Source organism: Halomonas smyrnensis AAD6 (assembly GCF_000265245.1).
Lineage (GTDB): Bacteria > Pseudomonadota > Gammaproteobacteria > Pseudomonadales > Halomonadaceae > Halomonas > Halomonas smyrnensis.
Genome location: NZ_AJKS02000002.1, coordinates 40,732 through 61,761, shown reverse-complemented (window position 1 = coordinate 61,761; position 21,030 = coordinate 40,732). Strand labels below are relative to the sequence as shown.

General features: G+C 63.4%; 14 protein-coding genes, 1 tRNA gene and 2 pseudogenes. 11 read left to right on the top strand and 6 right to left on the bottom strand.

Annotated features, from left to right (window positions below; translation table 11 throughout):
• Positions 1-16: 16 nt before the first annotated feature.
• The 4 genes from putP to UYS_RS0202295 form a co-directional block, all read right to left on the bottom strand.
• Positions 17-1,507: a sodium/proline symporter PutP gene (putP, locus tag UYS_RS0202315; protein ID WP_026068291.1), complete on the bottom strand. Its 1,491-nt coding sequence runs from the start codon at positions 1,505-1,507 to the stop codon at positions 17-19.
• 180 nt (positions 1,508-1,687) lie between these two features.
• The gene (gene putA / locus UYS_RS0202305) at positions 1,688-4,879 is read right to left on the bottom strand and encodes a bifunctional proline dehydrogenase/L-glutamate gamma-semialdehyde dehydrogenase PutA (protein ID WP_016853877.1); all 3,192 of its coding nucleotides are present in this window, start codon (positions 4,877-4,879) and stop codon (positions 1,688-1,690) included.
• Positions 4,880-5,064: 185 nt separating this feature from the next.
• Positions 5,065-5,865: an AraC family transcriptional regulator gene (locus UYS_RS0202300; protein WP_016853876.1), complete on the bottom strand. Its 801-nt coding sequence runs from the start codon at positions 5,863-5,865 to the stop codon at positions 5,065-5,067.
• Positions 5,866-5,925: 60 nt separating this feature from the next.
• The gene (locus UYS_RS0202295) at positions 5,926-6,297 is read right to left on the bottom strand and encodes a hypothetical protein (protein WP_016853875.1); all 372 of its coding nucleotides are present in this window, start codon (positions 6,295-6,297) and stop codon (positions 5,926-5,928) included.
• Positions 6,298-6,464: 167 nt separating this feature from the next.
• Here UYS_RS0202295 and UYS_RS18630 point away from each other — a divergent pair, with 167 nt between their 5' ends.
• The 6 genes and pseudogenes from UYS_RS18630 to UYS_RS16705 all read left to right on the top strand — a co-directional run.
• Positions 6,465-6,734 carry an FNR family transcription factor gene (locus tag UYS_RS18630; protein WP_016853874.1) on the top strand — a complete coding sequence of 90 codons (270 nt, stop codon included), beginning with the start codon at positions 6,465-6,467 and terminating at the stop codon, positions 6,732-6,734.
• Between the two features lie 210 nt (positions 6,735-6,944).
• A protein-coding gene (locus UYS_RS17820) for an IS630 family transposase (protein WP_156821518.1) occupies positions 6,945-7,962 on the top strand; the annotation gives its coding sequence in 2 pieces (ribosomal slippage) (positions 6,945-7,334 and positions 7,336-7,962; 1,017 coding nt in all).
• Positions 7,963-8,157: 195 nt separating this feature from the next.
• Entirely contained in the window at positions 8,158-12,165 is a 4,008-nt protein-coding gene (locus UYS_RS16715; RefSeq protein ID WP_016853871.1) for a sensor domain-containing phosphodiesterase, read from the top strand.
• Between the two features lie 334 nt (positions 12,166-12,499).
• Positions 12,500-13,356, top strand: a pseudogene (locus tag UYS_RS17815) (IS3 family transposase); the annotation flags it as partial.
• 294 nt (positions 13,357-13,650) lie between these two features.
• Positions 13,651-14,730 carry an IS110 family RNA-guided transposase gene (locus UYS_RS0202260; RefSeq protein ID WP_026068289.1) on the top strand — a complete coding sequence of 360 codons (1,080 nt, stop codon included), beginning with the start codon at positions 13,651-13,653 and terminating at the stop codon, positions 14,728-14,730.
• A 16-nt stretch (positions 14,731-14,746) separates the two neighbouring features.
• Positions 14,747-15,028 (top strand): annotated as a pseudogene (locus UYS_RS16705) (integrase core domain-containing protein); the annotation flags it as partial.
• Between the two features lie 251 nt (positions 15,029-15,279).
• Here UYS_RS16705 and UYS_RS0202250 read toward each other — a convergent pair.
• Both UYS_RS0202250 and UYS_RS0202245 read right to left on the bottom strand, forming a co-directional pair.
• Positions 15,280-15,353, bottom strand: a tRNA-Gly gene (locus tag UYS_RS0202250).
• A gap of 315 nt (positions 15,354-15,668) precedes the next feature.
• A complete protein-coding gene (locus UYS_RS0202245) occupies positions 15,669-16,076 on the bottom strand; it encodes a CBS domain-containing protein (RefSeq protein WP_016853865.1) in 408 nt (135 codons plus the stop codon).
• Between the two features lie 251 nt (positions 16,077-16,327).
• On the opposite strand from UYS_RS0202245, the gene UYS_RS0202240 reads away from it, so the two are divergent.
• The 5 genes from UYS_RS0202240 to UYS_RS0202220 all read left to right on the top strand — a co-directional run bounded on the left by UYS_RS0202240 (position 16,328) and on the right by UYS_RS0202220 (position 20,851).
• Positions 16,328-16,894, top strand: coding sequence for a YqaE/Pmp3 family membrane protein (locus tag UYS_RS0202240; RefSeq protein ID WP_016853864.1), 567 nt, complete (start codon positions 16,328-16,330; stop codon positions 16,892-16,894).
• A 67-nt stretch (positions 16,895-16,961) separates the two neighbouring features.
• Complete coding sequence (locus UYS_RS0202235) at positions 16,962-17,831, top strand: EamA family transporter (RefSeq protein ID WP_016853863.1); 870 nt, start codon at positions 16,962-16,964, stop codon at positions 17,829-17,831.
• A gap of 64 nt (positions 17,832-17,895) precedes the next feature.
• A complete protein-coding gene (locus UYS_RS0202230) occupies positions 17,896-18,807 on the top strand; it encodes an NAD(+) kinase (RefSeq protein ID WP_016853862.1) in 912 nt (303 codons plus the stop codon).
• Between the two features lie 16 nt (positions 18,808-18,823).
• Positions 18,824-19,810 (top strand): metallophosphoesterase, encoded by a 987-nt coding sequence (locus tag UYS_RS0202225; protein ID WP_026068287.1) that lies wholly within the window; start codon positions 18,824-18,826, stop codon positions 19,808-19,810.
• A gap of 177 nt (positions 19,811-19,987) precedes the next feature.
• Complete coding sequence (locus tag UYS_RS0202220) at positions 19,988-20,851, top strand: rhomboid family intramembrane serine protease (protein ID WP_016853860.1); 864 nt, start codon at positions 19,988-19,990, stop codon at positions 20,849-20,851.
• Positions 20,852-21,030: the final 179 nt, after the last annotated feature.

Here is a 21,030-nt window from a genome sequence, read left to right as displayed (position 1 = left end):
CGCTTGATACGCGTCCTTATCGAGTGATGTGCTGATATTCGCCGGCGTCGGCGGTCACGCTGCTCACCACCAGAATGGCAATGAAGGCGGCGATGAAGCCGGGAATGATCTCGTACACGCCGGGGCCACCCAGGAAGGAGCCGTTCCAGCCCAGCGAGATCCAGAGCATCACGGTGACGGCGCCCGCGATCATGCCCGCAATGGCGCCCGCGCCATTGGTGCGCGACCACATCAGCGACAGGATGATCAGCGGGCCGAAGGCCGCACCGAAGCCGGCCCAGGCGTTGCTGACCAGCCCCAGGACCTGGGAGTCCGGATCGGACGCGATGACGGCGGCCACCAGGCCGACCAGGGCGACGCAGACGCGGCCCACGGTGACGGTCTCTCTCTCCGTCGCCTGCTTGCGCAGGAACAGACGGTAGAAGTCTTCGGTCAGCGAGGAGGAGGCCACCAGCAGCTGGCTGGAGATGGTGCTCATGACGGCCGCCAGCAGCGCGGCATAGAGGAAGCCGGTGATGAGCGGGTGAAACAGCAGGTCGGCGAGGATGATGAAGATCGTTTCAGGATCCTCGACATTCATGCCGTTGCGCACCGCGTAGGCGCGGCCGAAGATGCCCAGCGAGACCGCGCCGATCAGCGAGATGAGCATCCAGCTCATGCCGATGTTGCGGGCAATGGGCACATCCTTGAGGGTGCGGATGGCCATGAAGCGCACGATGATGTGCGGCTGGCCAAAGTATCCCAGGCCCCAGGTCACCGCCGACAGCCAACCGATCAGCGTCAGGCCGTCGGTCCACGACAGCAGGGTGGGATCGACCTCGTTCAGGGTCTGGGACGCCTGACCGAAGCCGCCGCCGCCCTCGCCGAACAGCACCACCGCCGGCATGATCACCAGGGCCAGCATCATGATGCAGCCTTGCACGAAGTCGGTCATGCTCACGGCCATGAAACCACCGACCACGGTGTAGGCCAGCACCACGCCCAGCGTGATGATGATGCCCGTGCCGTAGTCGCTCATGCCGCCGATGTTGATCACGCCGGAGAACGCGCTCTCGAAAAGCTTGCCGCCCGCGACCAGGCCGGATGCCGTGTACACCGCGAAGAACACCACGATGACGATGGCGGAGACCGTTCTCAACGGGATCGCCTGGGTCGGGAAGCGATTCGCCAGGAACTGGGGAATGGTGATGGCGTTACCGTAGTGCACCGTCTGCTCGCGCAGGCGCGGCGCCACCAGCAGCCAGTTGAAGAAGGCCCCGACCAGCAGGCCGATGCCGATCCAGGCCGAGCCCAGCCCCGAGACGAACATGGCCCCGGGCAGGCCCAGCAGCAGCCACCCACTCATGTCCGAGGCGCCGGCGGACAGGGCCGCCACCTTGGGACTCAGGGACCGCCCCCCCAGGATGTAGCCTTCCGAGGTCGACGTTGACTTGCGCATGGCATAGAGACCGATGGCGATCATCAGCGCAAAGTACGCAAAGAGACTGATCCAGACACCAATAGCCATATGAACTCTCCTGTTGGTTAGGCCGGATGAATATCCAGCGGGTGGCTGGTGGGCATGCCGGCCGCCACGCGGGTGGCGAGGATCACGTCCAGAGAGCGTAGGCACCTGAGGCCATGGGTGGCGTTGTTTTCGACCATGAGGGACTTCCTTCAGTTTGTTGTCGTTACGGACGAGCGGGGATCACTCGTCTCCCAGCGCAAGCAGTGACGCATTGCCGCCGAGGGCGGCGGTATTGATCGTCACCGTCTTTTCCGTGGCGAACCGCAGTAGATAGTGGGGTCCACCCGCCTTGGGGCCCGTTCCGGAGAAGCCCTGGCCGCCGAACGGCTGGACCCCGACGACGGCCCCAATGATATTGCGGTTGACGTATACGTTGCCAACGCGAATTTTCTGCGCGATCTCCTCGGCGAAGGATTCGTTGCGGCTGTGCACGCCGAACGTCAGGCCATAGCCGCGTCCGTTGATCGATTCGATCACCCGGTCGAGGTCCTGGGCCTTGTAGCGCACGATGTGCAGTACCGGGCCGAACTGCTCGCGCTCCAGGGCGTCGATGCCGTCGATCTGGAAGGCGCTGGGGGCGATGAAGGTGCCCTCGGCGGTATGCGCCGGATCGAGACGGGTCTCGGCCAGCAGGCGACCCTCGCCCTTGAGCCGGTCGATGTGCGCCTGCAGCCCCCGGCGGGCGTCCTCGTCGATCACCGGGCCCACGTCGGTGCCCAGGTCGCGCGGGTCGCCCACGTGCAGCTCGGCCATGGCGCCCTCGAGGATTTGGATCACGCGGTCGGCCACGTCGTCCTGGAGGTAGAGCACGCGCAGCGCCGAGCAGCGCTGGCCGGCGCTCTGGAAGGCCGAATGGATGACGTCGGCCACGACCTGCTCGGGCAGGGCGGTGGAATCGACGATCATGGCGTTCATGCCGCCGGTCTCGGCCACCAGGGTCGGCAGCGCGGCGTTCTCGCGGTTGGCCAGGGCGCGATTGATGATCTGGGCGGTGTCGGTGCCGCCGGTGAACACCACGCCGGTGACGCGCGGATCGCTGGTCAGCACGCTGCCCACGGTGGGACCGTCGCCGGGCAGCAGCTGCACCACGTCGCGGGGCATGCCGGCCTCGCGCAGCAGCTCGACGACCCGATGGGCGACGATCGAGGTCTGCTCGGCGGGCTTGGCCAGCACGGTGTTGCCGGCCACGGCGGTGGCGACCATCTGGCCGCAGAAGATCGCCACCGGGAAGTTCCAGGGGCTGATCGCCGCGAACACGCCCTTGCCGCCCATCATCAGCTCGTTGGACTCGCCGGTCGGCCCCGGCAGGCGGGTCGGTTCGGCGAACAGCTCCTCGGCGCGCACGGCGTAGTAGCGGCAGAAGTCCACCGCTTCGCGGATCTCGTCGACGCCGTCGGTGAGCAGCTTGCCGCCCTCGCGGGAACACAGCGCCATCAGCTCCGCCATGTTCGCCTCCATCAGGTCGGCGAAGCGACGCAGGATGTCGGCGCGTTCGCTCACCGGCGTCGCTTCCCAGCGCGGGAAGGCCGCCCAGGCGGCGTCCAAAGCCTGCTCGGCCTGAGCCTTGGTGGTCCACAGCACCGTGCCGACGCGCTGGCGGCGGTCGTAGGGCGCGGTCACCTCGTGGGTCTGCGCCGGGTCGCCGGCCACGTCGAAGGCCAGCAGCGGGCGCGCCTCGTACACGGTGTCCATGTGCTTCGCCATGGCATCCATCAGCGGCTGGTACTGGCTGCGGATGTTGAGGTTCGCGCCCTTCGAGTTGGGGCGACCGGGCCCGTAGAGATCGCGGGGCAGGGGAATCTGGGGGTTGGCCAGGCCATCGTACTGGCGCAGGGTCTCCGCCGGGTGCACGCACAGCGATTCCACCGGCACCTTGGGATCGACCAGCTGGTGGACGAACGACGAGTTGGCGCCGTTCTCGAGCAGCCGGCGCACCAGGTAGGGCAGCAGGTCCTTGTGGGCGCCGGTAGGCGCGTAGATGCGGCAGTAGGTGCCCTGGGGGGCGCGCTTGAGGGCCGCGTCGTAGAGCGCCTCGCCCATGCCGTGCAGGCGCTGGAACTCGAAGGCCCGGTCGGCGGCGTTGGCCTGCTCGAGGATGCTGGTGATGGTGTGGGCGTTGTGGGTGGCGAACTGCGGGAAGATCCGGCCGCGGGTGGCGTCGGAGAGCAGGAAGCGCGAGCACACCAGATAGGCCACGTCGGTGGCGGACTTGCGGGTGTAGACCGGATAGCCGTCCACGCCCAGCTGCTGGGATTCCTTGATCTCGCTGTCCCAGTAGGCGCCCTTGACCAGGCGCAACGGGATCTCGTCGCCCTGGTGCTCGGCCAGGCGATTGAGATAGTGCAGCACCGGCAGGGCGCGCTTGGAATAGGCCTGGACCACCAGGCCGAACTTGCCCCAGCCGCGGCAGGTCTCGCTTTCGTAGACGGCGCGGAACACCTCCAGCGACAGCTCCAGGCGGTCGACCTCTTCGGCGTCGATGGTCACGGCCACGTCGCACTCACGGGCCATCTGGGCCAGTTCGCGCACGCTGCCGACCAGCTCGCGCAGCACCTGCTCGCGGCGGCCGAACTCGTAGCGCGGATGCAGTGCCGACAGCTTGATGGAGATCGACGGTGTGGGCGTCTTCGCCGACAGCGAGCGGCTGGTCTTGCCGACCCGCTCGATGGCGCGTGCGTAGTCGTCGAAGTAGCGCTTGGCGTCGCGTCGGGTGCGGGCGGCCTCGCCGAGCATGTCGTAGGAGTAGGTGTAGCCCTTGTCGAACAGCGGCTTGGAGCGCTTGAGCGCCTCGTCGATGTCGCGGCCGAGGACGAACTGCTTGCCCATGACCTTCATGGCCTCGACCATGGCGCGGCGGATCACCGGCTCGCCCATGCGGTTGACCATCTTGTTGATGAAGCCGGACGGCCGGCCCTCCTGAGGCTTGTCCAGGGTCACCACGCGGCCGGTCATCAAGAGGCCCCAGGTCGAGGCGTTGACCATCCAGGATTCGCTCTTGCCGAGGTGTGCCTTCCAGTCGGCGGGGCCGAGCTTGTCCTCGATCAGGGCATCGGCGGTGGCCTTGTCGGGAATGCGCAGCATGGCCTCGGCCAGACACATCAGCATCAGGCCTTCATGGGTATCCAGGCTGTACTGCTGGAGCAGCTCGTCGATGGTGTCGACGGCCGTGTCCATTTCGCGGATCTCGCGCACCAGTTCGGCGGTCTTCTCGGCGGTGCGGGCGAAGTCCTGGCGGCCCGCGCCGAGTGCCTGGATCAGCTCCTCGACGAAGTCGCTCTCGTCGACCACGTAGTGCTCGCTGATGCGGGCGAAGAGGGTGTCGAGGTCCTGACGCCAGGTGGCGTCTTCCAGCATGTTGTTGGCATTGAGCATGTCGTTTCCCGATGGAGCCGGTCGTCACAGGGGGGTGATTTCGTCTTTGCGTCGGGGGCTTCGACGAAATGACGGTATCTTGCAAGCGTAGGGGGACTGCGTGGGCTCTGCTTGTCGATACCGTTGGGGGATTTGACGAATTCGCGGATGTTGCCGTTGGAAGACAGTCTCTTTTCGACTTTCGTCTAAGTTGTCGGTATGCCGCTGGCGAGGTGCCGCCTCGGGGCGCGGCGCAGCTGGCTGGGGGGATGGCCATAGTCGCGGCGGAAGGCGCGGGACAGGGCGCTCTGACTGGTGAAGCCGGTCAGCGCGGCGATCTCGGAGAGCGGCAGATGGCTCTCGTGGATCATCCGCCGAGCCGTCTCCAGGCGCCGACGCATCACGTAGCGCCAGGGCGAGAGGCCGGTCTGGGCACGGAAGCGGGCCGTGAAGTGGGCCTCGCTGAGGCAGGCCTGAGCGGCCAGATCGGCGACTCGCAGCTGGCCGCCCAGGTGGTGATCGATGTAGCGGTCCAGGGCCGTCAGGTCGAGGTGACGCCCCTTCGGCGAGTCATCGCCGGACAGCCGCGCATGCAGCGAGCCGAGCAGCGTGGCGGCCAGGCGGTCCTGATGCAGGTCGCTTAGCGCGCCCTGGCCGGACAGCAGGCGCAGCTCCTGGAGCACGAAGTCCAGGTAGCGGGCCAGGGAGGCGTCCAGATCGAAGAAGCGTGGCGCGTCGAACAGCCGGGCCAGCTCGTGGTGATGGCCGGTCAGCGACAGGGCGTCATGGGGAAGGTCGAGGACCAGCTGATGATTGTCGCCGGTGCCGGCATAGTAGTGCATGTGGTTGGCCGGCACGATGCAGCCGGATAGTGCCGAGATGGCGCCGCCGAGGCCCTCGATCTCGAATTCCGCCTGACCATGGAGCCCGATCACGATCTGGTGGAAGTCGTGGGCGTGATGGTGAATGACGGTATCGAGCGGAAAATGGCGGATCGCGCTGCTCATCGTCGCCCTCCGGCGCGGGGTTCACGAGACGGGCCAGTGTACCGAATTAGCCGTGCAGGCTCATTCCTGCTTTCCATCGCGGCGAAGCGCCGTGCGGGCCGCGAGATGGGCACGCAGGGCGGTCAGGTCGGCATGGCCCTCGTCGTCCAGCAGCGGCTTGCCACGGGCCGCGCGCCCGTGGCGGCCGTGCTCGTCCATCAGCCGCTGGGCACGCCGGCGGACGCCTTCCAGATAGTCGTCGTGGCGAATCGGATAGCCGATCACGGCATTCCATTTCGTCTCGCTGACCCGGCTTTCCAGGGCCTGATCGAACAGCTCGAGCAGATGCTCGGGCTCGGTGCGATAGCGGGGCGTGCGCGCGGTCATCAGGATGGCGACCATGCCACCGATGATCAGCAGGCAGACGGCCAGAACGGTCAGAAACAGGGCCATAGAGAAGGACGCTGGCGGTTCGGCTCGCGCGGGCGAGGCGGAAATGGGCGGGGAGGGTCGTGTTTCTCCCGGTCGTGTCGCCGCTTATCGAGGGCGAACCCGGATTGTACGACGTCGGGCGATGACGGGCCAGGTCGCTGGTCTCGCCGCTCGGCTCCCGGCTGTCGATGACCCGGGCGGATGTCGGCAGCGATCTCGACCTGGCCCTGGAGACCATCCGTCGCGTGCCGGCTCGCTTTCAGCAACAGGGGGCGATCCATGTGGTCGGCCGAGAGATTCATCGCCTCGATCCGACGGCGCTGGTCGAGGTGAGCGAGCGGGCTGAGCGCCGGGCAGTCGACAGCATCCGGGTAGCCGGAGGCGTGGCCATCGATGGCAGCACGGGGCGACGCGTCGCCTCGGGGCAGCGTGCGCTTAGCGGACGTCCGGGGCAGTGACAGCGGAGAGCCGGGCTCTGAACCGAAAGATAATGCAGGTATCGGGATGTGCCGATGGAGCGGGTGAAGGGAATCGCCCCTCTCTCCGCAATTAGTACTAAAATCAGTGGTTTACGTTATCGGAGTAGTCATCTGTAGCCGCTACAGTAAGTGCCTGATCTGAAGTTTTCGTGTAGTATAGATATTTGGATCACTGACACGGATGAACCCATGGCAAGGCGCCGCTTCGTTGCCTCTCTCACTGAATCTGAAAAGCAAACACTGACCTCTGCCTATCACCATGGTGAGAAGCGCCCCCTACGCAGGCGCGCTCATGCCATCCTGCTGAGTGATCAGGGCCATACGATCAACCAAATCAGTGAGATATTGCAGGTTCGCCGAGATGCCGTATCTCGATGGCTCAAGCAGTGGGAGGCGACAGGGCTTGACGGGCTTATCGACAAGCCCCGCAGCGGTCGCACGCCAATCCTGGATGAGCACGACCACCAGCGATTGCAGGAAATGGTCGCCGAGCAGCCTCACCAGATTCGATCCTTGCAGGCTCGTTTTCAAGAAGAGACCGGCAAGACGGTCAGCACGGTGACCCTTCGCCGGGCGTTGAAAAAAAAATAACCTCAGCTTCAAGCGCATTCGGCATTCCCTGAAGGCTCGGCGTGACGAAACGGATTTCCGCAACACTCAAGGCCTTCTCAAGGTGCTTCAGCAGCGGGAAGACCAAGGCGAACACGAGGTCTACTACTTTGATGAGTCAGGCTTTTCACAATCGTCGTCGGTGCCATACGCGTGGAGTCCCATCGGTCAGCCGTTCGAAGTGACCGCCTACTCCCATAGCCGAAGGCTGAACGTACTGGGGTTCCTCAGCCGAGCCGGGAAGCTGGTCTACCACACCTCCACGGAACCGGTGACGACCGAGACGGTCATCGAAGCATTTGATCAGTTTGTGGCCCAGAAAGACCCCGATACCTTCGCCATCGTGGTGCTCGACAATGCCAGCATGCATCGCTCCAAGGCTTTCAGGAGGAAGATAGTGGAGTGGATGTCGCATCGTGTGCACCTGGTCTACCTATCGGCTTACTCGCCGGAGCTGAATCTGATAGAGATTCTGTGGCGGCAGATGAAGTACGCATGGCTGCCGCTGAGTGCCTACCTCTCGTTTGATCGCCTCTGCAGCGAGGTCTATCGCCTACTCGGTGGCTACGGGTCTGATCACGCGATTAATTTTGAATAGCCACTTATGAATGCGGCACACCATCTTTTCTCGTGTATGGTGTTAATATTGCTTGGTTTCTTTTTTCTTTGCTGCATGCGCCAGTGCAAAGTATCGCAGGATTGTGATTTTTTTATAGCTTTTTGGAATTTTTATATTCCAAAAAGTATTAATCAGGGCCTCGGCCATTCGTCAGCCAGGAAGGAATGAGCTTCGATGGATTCTGCACACAAGTATCAGCATCAGCATCTGGCAGGGGATACCGGGCTGTTGATGCTGATTGCCGGCACCACCGCAATGGGATTTTTTGGTGCACTCTTAGCTCAACTGGGGCTGGATTTTCATCTGCCGGCTGGCCTGCAGGTCACGCCTGGCAGTGCTGTGTCAGGGCTGCTGGCCGGGCTTGGCCTTCTAGCGTTGATCCAGGATCACCGGCGGTGGCGCTTATGCCTGTCAGTCCTGCTGGCTTTCTTTGCCGTTTATCTACTGGTCGAGGACGTGGGGGGCTCCCCGCAGCGAGTGAGCCTCGATAGCGTAGCGGGGAAGGGAAGCTTGCAGGCCGTCTCCGCCACCGTGTCCCTGATGATCGCTGTCGGCCTATGGTTTGGCGTGCGGGGGCAGGCCAGGCGCTGGTATTTTAAGGTCATTGGTGGCGGGCTCTTCTTAGTGGGCTTGGCCAGCCTCTTGGTGGTCCTGGTACCCACACGCTACGACACATGGCATGAGCTGCAGCGGATGAGCAGCCCTCTGTCCAGTGGCTTCTACTCATGCTTCGGCTTGGCGATGTGCTATGTGGCAAAAAACTGGCAGCGTTTTCCCCTCATACTTGGTCGGGGGCTCTGCTTCGCCGCTGTGATCGGAGTCACCCTTAGCACCCTCGGCTGGCTGCTTATCGGCTGGCAGCAACAGCAGGTCGAAGCGGAGCAAGCGCACCAAGTGGCGGATGTGGCCGAGCTGACCGGCGAAGCGGCCATCAAGCGCCATGAGCAGGCGTTACAGCGTATGGGGGAGCGCTGGAACGTATTGGGAGGTCAGCCCACGGCTTCATTGCAAGCACAGGAGGTAGATAGCTACTTGCGCGATCTCTCGGCCCTGGAAGGCATCGCCTTCATTGATGGGGCGGGGACCGTAAGCTGGCGCAAAGCGCAGAACACTGAGGCGCTGTCCCGTTTAGAGGCCTTTCTTGACGACGATGACGTTATGGAGCGGCTGTTTTCTCAAGGCAATTCACTCAAGTGGCTGTTTCCCTCTCCAGATCAGCCATTGAAGGCGCTGATTGTGTTCCCTATTGACGGCCTGGGGGCGGGTCGTCTGATCGTTCTATTAGATCTGGACATGCTGCTTCTTCGGGAGATGCGCTCCGAACTGGACGGCTATGTGCTGCATGTCGAGCAGGGTGATCGACTACTGGGAGAAGTGGTGGCGCTAGACAATGCGTATAACGATAGCGATCAGGCCTGGCACCCGCTTGCCAGGCGCGCCATCGAGTTTTCTGGCGCGCCCTCCTTGCACCTAGCCATCTTCGGGGGCCCCCCTGGTCCTTGGTCGGCCTCATCGCTGCTTTCCACCGGCGTGGGGGCCGGGAGCCTGATCCTGAGCTATCTGCTGGCTTTCAGTATCGGGGTCATGAGACTGAGCCAGGCTCGTGCGCGGCAGTTGGATCTTGCCAATCGACAGCTCCAGCATCAGTATCGGGCCCAGGCCCTGATTGCCAAAGAGGTCTCTCAAGAGAAGTCGCTGGAAGCGGTTTGCCGGATGCTGGAGCGCCAGGTGCCGGGGGCCTACTGTTCGATCATGCTGTGTGATGAGACACAGACCTATTTCAAGGACGTTGTTGGCCCCAGCTTGCCCAGCGGCTACCTGCAAGCGCTCATTGGCGTGAAGATCGGCCCAGAAATCGGTGCCTGCGGCAGTACAGCCTACTCACGCGAGCTGGTTGTTTGCGAGGATCTGGCAACTGACCCTCGCTGGGCGGGTTATCAAGGCCTGACAAAAAACCATGAGCTCGCCGCCTGCTGGTCATTTCCGGTAATTTCGTCTCGTGGACAAGTCTTGGCGACAGTGGCGCTGTATCACTCTGAACGGGGTGCACCAAGTGACGAGGAACGTCAGTTGGCCAGCAAGGCCGTGGACCTTGTCGCGCTGGCCATCGAGCGCCACCGTGACCGTCAGGCTCTTGTCGATAGCGAACAGCGCTATCGTTCCCTGTTTACGCATCACCCCGATGCGGTCTTCTCGTTGAATCTGGAAGGGCAGTTCTTGAGCCTGAACCCGCAAGCTGCGGAGATTACGGGGCTGCCGACCAGCGAGATGCTGGGCAAACACTTTTCACAGTTCGTCGACACAGGCGACATTCCCCAAGGGCAAGCGCTACTCGAGAGTGCCCGGGCCGGTCATGCTCTCCGGTACGAGCTGCAGAGTCGGGACGTGCGCGGCGCTCTCCACGTGCTGGATGTTACGGCCATTCCCATCACGATGGGCGATCGAGTGACTGGGGTTTTTGGCATCGCCAAGGACATTACTGCGCGCAAGGCAGATGAAACCCGGTTACATATACTGGAGCGCAGCGTTGAGGCCAGCCTCCATGGCATATTGATCGTGGATGCCACTCTTCCAGATATGCCGATTATCTTCGCCAACCATGCCTTTAGCCGCATCACTGGCTATAGCAACGCGGAGATCAAGGGGCGGAACTGTCGCTTCCTTCAGGGACACGAGACCGACCCCAAGGTTGTTCAGGAAATTCGGCGAGGACTCGACGATCAGCGTGATGTCCACGTAACGGTGTGCAACTATCGCAAGAGTGGCGAGTGGTTCTGGAATGATCTGCATATCTCACCGGTGCGCGATGCACAGGGGAAGACTACCCACTACATTGGGGTGATTAACGATGTCACCGAGAGTATTGCCGATCAGGCTGCGCTGGCTCACCAGGCAAGCCACGACCCTCTGACGGGAGCCTACAATCGCGCGAAGTTTGAAGAGCGCCTGAAGCACGACGCTGACATCGCCCGCCACCGGAATGGCTTGCTGGTGGTGTTCTTCATTGATCTCGATGACTTCAAGCCGATCAACGATACTTTTGGTCACGCTATGGGAGACCGCCTGCTGATTGCTGTTGCCGAGCGCCTCGCCGCCGAGCTTTGTCCCGGTGACACCCTTGGGCGTTTCGGAGGCGACGAGTTTCTGGTGTTGTTGCCAAACCTTAAGAGCGAGCATCAAGCGCAAGCAGTTGTCGACCGACTGTTGGCAGAACTGACACGCTCTTACCAGGTAGACGATCACGTCTTCCGACTCTCTGCCAGCATCGGTATGGCCTCGAGCCGGGAGGTGTCGTTACAGCATCCCGAACAACTGATCATGCGGGCTGATAGCGCCATGTATGCCGCCAAGAAGCAGGGCGGTAACACGGCGATTTGGTACCATAACCACTTCAAGCCTGAGCTCTCCGAGCGTGTGGAGTTGCGAAAGGACATTCAGGAGGCCATCGAGAGAGAAGAGTTCTCCCTGCATTATCAGCCGCTGATGAGTTATGACGGTGATGTGTTGGGTTTCGAAGCGCTCATTCGCTGGCAGCACCCGACCAAGGGGCAGGTCTCACCCGGCAGCTTCATCCCGGTTGCGGAAATCACTGGTCAAATTATCCCTATCAGTGAGTGGGTATTGGAACAGGTCTGTCGAGACTTGCCGATTCTGCAGCAACTCGGGGGCGGGGAATGTAGTGTGGCCGTCAATCTGTCTCCCATGCAGTTCCAACGTCCCACCTTCCTTAGCCGCCTCGAACAGCAGTTAGAGGAAAGCCACATTCCCCCGCATTGGCTCGAGCTAGAGGTCACTGAGGGCGTATTGATGGAGGACAAGCATGTCGCCATCTCGATCCTGCATGCTCTTCGCGATTTGGGCGTAGGCGTAGCTATCGATGATTTCGGCACAGGCTTCTCCAGCCTTAGCTATCTGAAGCAACTGCCGGTCAGCAAGGTCAAGATCGATCGTAGTTTCATCCGCGACCTGACTGAGGATGACAATGATAGGGCAATCGTTCAGGGTATCATCTCAATGGCCCAACACATGGGGCTGAAGGTCGTAGCCGAAGGAGTGGAGACGGAAGATCAGTTGCAGTGCCTGGCTGATTATGGGTGCGAGATCTTTCAGGGGTTCTTGCTGGCAAAGCCGATGCCTATTGAACAACTGGAGCAGTTGCTTGCTCGAACTTCTGAATTCTGAGGTGGGCTCCCTCGCGCCCCACTGGATTGCATTAGAATTCGTTAATTGAAGTTTCTTCGATTAGCACCTTCCATACAAAGCGCCCCGGTTATGTGGCCGGGGTGCTTTCATGTTTGGTCGCTACGATCCAGCCTAAATTTGTGAGACAGATCGGAAAAAAAGAAATAGCGATATGCACATTGCATTGCGGATTTCAGCGTAGTTCATGAGTCAACTGCTGCAAACGGCTGTCACGGAGCGCCCGCCGCTCCTCTTCAGTGATGCCGCATTCTGAAGTGGTCCAATTGGAGCGGACACCCCGATAAGCCTCATAATGGAGGCAATGGAGGTGTTCATGACCAAGAAGACTCGACGTCGGTATTCCGATGAATTCAAGGCGGATGCGGTGAGCCTGGTGACCCATCAGGGGTATTCCGTATCCGAGGCCGCCCGGCGCCTGGAAGTGGAGCGCAGCGTGCTGGATCGTTGGTGCCGCAAGCACCATCAGCAGGTTTCCAGCACCCCGGAGCGGCAGGAGGACGATCGCGACGCCGAGATCAAGAAGCTCCGCGAAGAAGTTCGTAAGCTTCAGGTTGAAAAGGATATTCTAAAAAAGGCGGCCTTCTTCGCCAAAGAGTCGAGCTGAGATACCAGTTCATCGAGTCGGAGAAGGCCACCTATCCCGTGGCCGTGTTGTGTCGCGTCATGCGGGTCAGCCGGAGCGGTTTCTATGCTTGGCGACGGCGTGGCCCTGATGATCATCGACGGGCCCTGCTTCGAGAGGTCAGAGAGATCCATCGCCGAAAGCGCGGCAGCTACGGCAGCCGCCGCATGGCCATAGAGCTGCGACGCCGCGGCTACGAGGTCGGCCGTTACCAGGCCCGCAGACTGATGCGGGAAGCCGGCATAGAGGCACGGCAGCGGCGACGCTGGCGTCATACGACCGATAGCCAGCACACCCTGCCAGTGGCACCCAACTTGCTAAACCGCCAATTCATGGTGTCCGCGCCGAACCGGGCCTGGGTGGCCGATATCACGGCAATCTGGACGCTTGAGGGCTGGCTCTATCTGGCGGCGGTGCTCGATCTCCACGACCGAAAACTGGTGGGCTGGTCGATGGCGGACCACATGCGCACGCAGTTGGTTCTGGACGCCCTGGAGATGGCCGTAGGTCGCCGGCAGCCCAAGAGCGGATTGATCCATCACAGCGACAGTAATACTGGGAGATGCCAGGTGTTCCGGGGTTGACCTGACTCACACAGCGATCGACCTATGCTGAAAGACCTGGTGCCGTAAGGGTTCTCGGATCTCCTGACTCCCACTCTGATCGACCCGGGTAGTGTGTCTTTCCACGGACCTGTCGGTGATCCGGGAATACCTGACGGCGAGGGCTCACCTCGTCGATGCATGTGACTCAAGAAGGGCCTGACGCCTGTCTCGTTACTGTCGTGTCCAGGCTATCGCACTCGGTGAAGCCACCTTGACCTGATAGCCTGGAGAGACGTCATGACTCAGCATCACCGTGATCGCCCTGACATTGTCGGTGGCGTCGACACCCACAAGGATCTGCATATGGCCGCTGTCGTGGATAAACACGATCGCGTGCTTGGTACCGCCAGCTTTCCGACCACCCGGCATGGCTACAAGGCCATGCTCGCCTGGATGCGTGGCTTCGGTGAAGTGAGCCGAGTAGGCATCGAGTGCACCGGGACCTATGGGGCTGGTCTGCTGCGTTACTTGCAGCGCACCGGCATCGCTACCCTGGAGGTCACCACGCCCGACAAGACCGTGCGTCGCAAACGGGGCAAAAACGATACCATCGATGCGGAGAACGCCGCCCATGCGGCTTACGCGGGCATTCGTACGGTCACCCCAAAGACCCGTGATGGCATGATCGAGGCCTTGCGTGTGCTGAAGGTCTGCCGGAAGACCGCCGTGGCAGCTCGCCGTGTGGCGCTTCAGATGATCCAGACCCAGGTGATCTCCGCGCCAGAGGAGCTGCGCGATCAGTTGAGGAATATGACGCGGATGCAGTTGATTCGGACGTTGGCCGCATGGCGCCCCGACTTAAGTGGCTATCGGGACGTCACAATGGCCTACCGCATCGCTTTGAAATCTCTTGCCCGGCGCTACCTGGAGCTGCATGACGAGGTGGCCGATCTGAATGTCATGATCAAGGCCATCGTCGATGAGCTGGCACCAGAGCTGGTGTCGCGAACGGCGGTAGGCTATGAATCAGCTGCACAGTTGTTGATCACGGCGGGCGACAATCCGGATCGTATTGGTTCAGAAGCCAGTTTTGCGGCGCTATGTGGTGTTAGCCCGATACCCGCTTCTTCAGGCAAGACACAGCGCCACCGCCTTAATCGGGGCGGCGACAGAGCCGCCAATAGTGCTCTGCATATCATCGCCATCGGGCGGCTGCGCCTGGATGCGACAACCCAGGCGTATGTCTCCCGGCGAGTGACGGAGGGGCACTCCAAGCTGGAAGCTATTCGCTGTCTGAAACGCTACATCGCCCGAGAGCTGTACTACGTGCTGCGCCACCGTTACCGCGAGATCAATCAGACGCAAATCGCTACTTGACACTTAGAAGGGCGTCCGCGGCAGCCAATATGCGTCGCATGACTACCGATCCACGTTGGATCGGCATGGGTTCCAGGCATCAATGAGCCGCAAGGGAAACTGCTGGGACAACGCCGTGATGGAGCGCTTCTTCGGTTCACTGAAAAGCGAGTGGCTGGCTAACCAGCGATATGGGACCCGCCAGGCAGCACGGCGCGATGTCGTCGAATATATCGAGATGGAGTACAACAGTTGCCGGCTCCACTCGACCCTCGGCTACCAGTCACCGAGGGAGATTGAGCTGGCAACTGCGGCTTGAAAACGTGTCCGCTCTGACTTGACCAGAACAAGGCGCTTGTTGATGAACCAGACGTTTCCACGCTGGCGAAGGCTTCGGGTGTCGTTAGGTCTGCCCCTGGCCATGATGATCCCCCAATCGCATGATGCTCGATGGGGCGAGGGTATCAGTGGAGCGGGGACGAGGTGTAGCCACTTGTGTAGCCATTACCGTAGCACCTAACCCCATGAAAGGTGGGAGTTTTCTTTGAAAACAGGAGGTTAGGATAGATATGGAGCGGGTGAAGGGAATCGAACCCTCGTCTTAAGCTTGGGAAGCTTCTGCTCTACCATTGAGCTACACCCGCGAGGCGATTTCGATAATATAGCCAATGGCTTAATGATGACAACCCCGGTCGTGAGCGGGCACCGGATAGGTAGCGTGGAATTTTTTCGTCGCCGTCTGAACTTTTCCTGCCAACACTGTCAGAACAGGTGCAGACGACAGTAGCGATGGCAGTCGCTAGCACTGTTGATCTAGCTTGCGATTCGATCCTTCACCGCCTCATCCTCGATGAGGCGGTTTTTTATGACCTCCGTCTTCGTCATGCGCCTTCGTGCCCCCTAGACGCCGACACCCGGCCAGGCGGGCCGGGTGTCGGGAAACGGGCGGAAGCGGTGGCTCAGGCGTGGCGCATGCGCAGAATGGCGCTGAGCACGTCGCGCCGGGTCACGATGCCGACGAGCCGCCCCTGCTCGGTGACCGGATAGATCTTGGGCTTGGCGCCCAGCATCTCCTGGGCCAGGTCGGTGATGCTCTTGGACGGCGCCACGGAGAGCACCTCGTTGCGCATCAGCTCGCTGACCAGCGGCGGTTCGTCATCGAGGTAGGCGCTTTCCAGCAGCTTGCCGAGCACGTCCTGTTCGGAGATGAAGCCGATCAGATGGTCGCGTTCGTCGACCACCGGCGCACCGGGCAGCCGGTGCAGGGCCAGGCCCTGGGCCAGGGTGCTGGCCGACGTCTTGCCGGTGACCCGATAGCAGTCGCGCGACATGATCTCGCGTACGATGGTGGGAGCCTTGCTGGGCATGGCGGTTCTCCTCGTCCTCGTGGAACCTCGTGCCTGGTGGCCCGGCCCGGGCGCACGTCCGGTGTCGTTGCTGCCTGCTGCGCCCACTGGTCGGCCGGAGACCGTGGCGTGTCTCGCGTTCATCATAGCCGACTCCCGATGCGCTGCATGCCGGCAGCCACCAACGGTTGGTGTTGCGTCAGGAACCCGGTCCTGGAGACGCCGCTCCAATGAGGCACAATGCCGCCACTTTCGAACGATGGAGAGCCGCTATGGATGCCCGTGAATACCTGGCCCGCAAGGGGCTGGACGGCGAGCGAGACCGCGAACGCCCCAATACCCTGGAAGAGAAGGCCTGGGAGCGTGCCCGGGAGTCCGGGGATCATCGTCCCCGGGCGGGTACACCTCATGACTGGGAGGACTGGGAGCGCTATCACGACGAGCTCGCCGACGGCGCCGACGATCTGGAGCAGAAGATCGACCACGAGGCCCACCGTCAGGCCCTGGACCATGAGCCGAGCCCCGCGCGGCCCACGGCCGCCGAGGTCGGCCAGTGGACCCCGGAGGCGCCGACCGCGGCGTCGCGCGAGCCCGCCCGGCCGGATGCGAAACCGGCCACGCCGCCGGTGCCGGAGTCGGCTCATCCGTCAGCATCGGCCGGCCGCGCCGAGCCCTTCGCCGCCCTGGTGGCGCTGGCGGTGCTGCTGCCGCCGCTGGCGATGGGGCTGGCCGGCGGCGGCTCGCGTCGCGTGTGGATCGCCCTGGGGCTGACGCTGCTCGGCTGGCTGCCCGGCGCGGCCTATGCGCTGCATGTCCTGCGGAAGGCGCCGCGCGGCTGAGCGCTTGGCAGGCCGGATGCCGCCGGTATAATCCTCGGCGCCTCGCTTTTCCAAATGGAGTGGAACCTTGGGCTATCTCGTCGGCATCACCGTCCTCTGGGCGTTATCGTTTTCGCTGATCGGCGCCTACCTGGCCGGCCAGGTCGACAGCTATTTCTCGGTGATGACCCGCATCCTGCTGGCGGCCCTGCTGTTCCTGCCCCTGCTGCGTCCGCGGCTGCTACGCGGCCGCCAGCGGCTGGCCCTGATGGGGCTCGGCGCCGTGCAGCTTGGCGTGATGTACATCTTCTTCTATCAATCCTTCCTGCTGCTCTCGGTGCCCGAGGTGCTGCTCTTCACGGTGCTCACGCCGCTGTACATCGCCGTGCTCGACGACCTGATGTTCCGGCGCTTCTCGCCGTTTCACCTGCTGACGGCGGGGATGGCGGTGCTGGGCGCGGCGGTGATCCGCTATCGCGGCCTGGACGGCGGCTACTGGACGGGCTTCCTGGTGGTCCAGGGCGCCAACCTGTGCTTCGCACTGGGTCAGGTCGGCTACCGCCGGCTCTCGGCCGGGCTGCCCGCCGAGCTGCCGCGTCTCTCGGTGTTCGGCTGGTTCTACCTGGGCGCCGCGGGCGTGGCGCTGCCGGCCTTCCTGCTCTGGGGCGACGCCTCGGCGCTGCCCGCCACGCCGCTGCAGTGGGGCGTGCTGCTGTGGCTGGGGCTGGTGGCCTCGGGCGTGGGCTACTTCCTGTGGAACATCGGCGCGACCCGGGTCGATGCCGGCGCGCTGGCGGTCATGAACAACGCCCTGGTGCCCGCGGGCCTGCTGGTCAACCTGCTGATCTGGAATCGCGACGCCGATCTACCGCGCCTGGCGCTGGGCGGGGCCATCATCCTGGCCTCGCTGCTGATCAACGAGTGGTGGCAGCGCCGTCACGCCCCGCGCCGCGCCTGACGGCGGTTTGCCCGGCCGCCAGCCAGTCGCCATAATGAGCCGTCGCGACGCGAAGGACCCGCTCATGCACGCCTCCAATCATCAGGCCTCCAAGAAGCAGGCTTTCAAGAACATCGGCCTGATCGGCCGCCTGGGCAGCGCCAAGGTGGTCGAGACCCTCAAGCGGCTGAGCCGCTTCCTCGACGACGCCGGCTATCACGTCATCCTCGAGGATCGCACCGCCACCGTGCTGCTCGGCCATGGGCATCCCGAGGCCAGCCGCCGCCGCCTGGGCGAGCTGTGCGATCTGGTGATCGTGGTCGGCGGCGACGGCAGCCTGCTCGGCGCCGCCCGCTCCCTGTGCCACAGCGGCACCCTGGTGCTGGGCGTCAACCGCGGCCGGCTGGGCTTTCTCACCGATATCTCCCCCGACGAGCTCGAGGAGCGCGTCGGCGAGGTGCTGGCCGGCCAGTACGAGCTCGAGGAGCGCTTCCTGCTCGACGCCGAGCTCTACCGCGACGGCGCACTGGTCGGCGACGGCGACGCCCTGAACGAGGTGGTGCTGCACCCGGGCAAGGCGGTGCGCATGATCGAGTTCGAGCTGTTCATCGACGACCAGTTCGTGCACAGCCAGCGCAGCGACGGCCTGATCATCGCCACGCCCACCGGCTCCACGGCCTATGCGCTGTCAGGCGGCGGGCCGATCATGCATCCACGGCTGGAGGTCGTGACGCTGGTGCCGATGTTCCCGCACACGCTGTCGAGCCGGCCGATCGCCGTCGATGCGGCCAGCGAGATCCGCATCCACATCGGCGAGACCAACCAGACCTACCCGCACATCAGCTGCGACGGCCAGACCCGCGCCGTGGCCAAGCCCGACGACGTGCTGGTGATCCGCCGCAAGCCACAACGCGTGCAGCTCGTTCACCCGATGGGGCACAATTTCTACGAGGTCCTGCGCAGCAAGCTGGGCTGGAGCAACCGCCTGGGAGACTGAGGTGAGCACAGCGCCCCTGGAAGGCTACGACCTGATCGGCGACGTGCACGGCTGCGGCGCGACGCTGGCGGCCCTGCTCGAACGCCTCGGTTACCATCAGCGCGGCGGCGTCTATCGCCATCCGCGGCGCAAGGTGATCTTCCTCGGCGACCTCATCGACCGCGGCCCGCGCATCCGCCTCGCCGTGACTATCGCCCGGCGCATGGTGGAGGAAGGCGAGGCGCTGATCGTGATGGGCAATCACGAGATCAACGCCCTGGCCTACCATCATCGCGCCCCCGCCGCACTCGGCCGCGAGTGGCTGCGCGAGCACACCCCGCGCCACAACCGCATCGTGCGCGAGACCCTCGAGCAGTACCGCGATCATCCCCAGGAGTGGGAAGAGACGCTGGCCTGGTTCCTCGACATTCCGCTGTTCCTGGAACTCGACGGCCTGCGGGTGGTGCACGCCTGCTGGGATCAGCCGCGGATCGACGAGCTGCGCGCCTCGCGCCCGGACGGCCGCATCGACCTCGATTTCCTGACCGCCGCCGTGCGCCACGGCACCCGCGAGTTCGAGATCCTCGATCGCCTCACCCGCGGCAGCCACATCACGCTGCCCGAGGGTGTGCAGATCCAGTCCGGCGACGGCTTCACCCGTCGCAGCTTCCGCGCCCATTTCTGGGCGCATCGGCCCCGCACCTGGGGCGACGTGGTGTTTCAGCCCGACAACCTGCCGGGCGACCTGGAGCTGCGCCCGCTGAGCGAGGCCGAGGCGGCGCGCCTGACGCACTACGGTCCCGACGAGCCGCCGCTGTTTATCGGCCACTACTGGTGCGAGGGCATTCCGGCGCTGCCGGCGCCCAACATCGCCTGCCTGGACTACAGCGCGGTGAAGTTCGGCCGCCTGGTGGCCTATCGCTGGAGCGGCGAGGCGCGGCTCGATGCCGACCGTTTCGCCTGGATTCGCGTGCCCCGGGAGGAGCAGGCCCGACCGCAGCCCTGGGAAATCGATTTCGACTGATACAAAACGTTACCTAAAACTCGAGCAACGTTGCGAACTTGTCGGCCGTCGGGCCATCTGAGTAAGTGTTCCCTTGAACGATCCCTTGCTCTTGTCCGGCGGCCCCCTCCGCCGGACTTTTTCTTTGTGTGCCCGGCCGGCGCGGTTCGCCCACCTGATTCGCCCTGAGGAGATGCCATGTATCGGGTGATGCTGCTGCCCCGTGACACCGACACCCGCGAGCTGCGCAAGGCCCTGTGGGCCGAACGCATCGGCCACTTCTTCACCGACGAGGAAGAGGGCCAGGTGCTGTGGCTGGTCGATCCCCAGCAGCGTGATGCCATGCAGCGCCTGGTGATGCGCTGGCAGCGCGGTGAACCGCTGATGCCCGAGGGCGGCAAGACGCGCCGCATGCGCCGCGCCGGGGGCGGGTTGCCGGGCTGGCTGGCCCCGTTCCGCCAGGCGCCGGTGACCGCCGGCGCCATGGCGATTTGCCTGATGGTGTTCGCGCTGATGAGCGTGCTGGGTGATCTGGTGACCGCGGCCCTGACCATCGTTCCGGTGGGAGTGTCGGGCGGTCAGCTGGTCTTCGGCGGGCTGGGCGAGACGCTGGCCTCCGGCCAGGTGTGGCGGCTGCTGTCGCCGGCCTTCCTGCACTTCGGTTGGATGCATCTGGTCTTCAACATGCTGTGGCTGTGGTATTTCGGCCGCCAGGTCGAGGCCTTCCACGGCCGCGGGCGCATGCTGACGCTGCTGCTCGCCGCCGGCATCGGCGGCAACCTGGCCCAGTACGCCACCGGCACGGTGTTGTTCGGCGGCATGTCGGGCGTCGACTTCGCGCTGCTCGGCTACGTCTGGCTGATGTCGCGGCGGCGCCCGGGCGACGGCTTCTTCGTGCCCCAGATGCTGGTCGTGTTCATGCTCGGCTGGATGGTCTTCACCATGACCGACGTGGCCGAGCTGTTCGGCTTCGGCAACGTGGCCAACGAGGCGCACCTGGGCGGGCTGGTCGTGGGGCTGGCATTGGGCTGGTATCATTCCCGCCGCGCCAAGTCGCGCTGAAAAGTGGCTGCGCTCGGCTATACGTCGTTAAAAATCGGCTTAAAGTGCTCATTTACGGCGCGTAAACTCCGCCTTTCGCCGATTTTTGCTTTGTCTAGCCTTCGCTCGCCGACTTTTGCGAGTTCAGAGACGCCTCAAGTGAATGACCTGTCTCGTCCGACCCGTTTCTTCCGAGAGAT

Coding starts and splice junctions, on each gene's coding strand:
- putP (WP_026068291.1), bottom strand. CDS start 1,507: ATGGCTATTGGTGTCTGGATCAGTCTCTTTGCGTACTTTGCGCTGATG.
- putA (WP_016853877.1), bottom strand. CDS start 4,879: ATGCTCAATGCCAACAACATGCTGGAAGACGCCACCTGGCGTCAGGAC.
- UYS_RS0202300 (WP_016853876.1), bottom strand. CDS start 5,865: ATGAGCAGCGCGATCCGCCATTTTCCGCTCGATACCGTCATTCACCAT.
- UYS_RS0202295 (WP_016853875.1), bottom strand. CDS start 6,297: ATGGCCCTGTTTCTGACCGTTCTGGCCGTCTGCCTGCTGATCATCGGT.
- UYS_RS18630 (WP_016853874.1), top strand. CDS start 6,465: ATGACCCGGGCGGATGTCGGCAGCGATCTCGACCTGGCCCTGGAGACC.
- UYS_RS16715 (WP_016853871.1), top strand. CDS start 8,158: ATGGATTCTGCACACAAGTATCAGCATCAGCATCTGGCAGGGGATACC.
- UYS_RS0202260 (WP_026068289.1), top strand. CDS start 13,651: ATGACTCAGCATCACCGTGATCGCCCTGACATTGTCGGTGGCGTCGAC.
- UYS_RS0202245 (WP_016853865.1), bottom strand. CDS start 16,076: ATGCCCAGCAAGGCTCCCACCATCGTACGCGAGATCATGTCGCGCGAC.
- UYS_RS0202240 (WP_016853864.1), top strand. CDS start 16,328: ATGGATGCCCGTGAATACCTGGCCCGCAAGGGGCTGGACGGCGAGCGA.
- UYS_RS0202230 (WP_016853862.1), top strand. CDS start 17,896: ATGCACGCCTCCAATCATCAGGCCTCCAAGAAGCAGGCTTTCAAGAAC.
- UYS_RS0202220 (WP_016853860.1), top strand. CDS start 19,988: ATGTATCGGGTGATGCTGCTGCCCCGTGACACCGACACCCGCGAGCTG.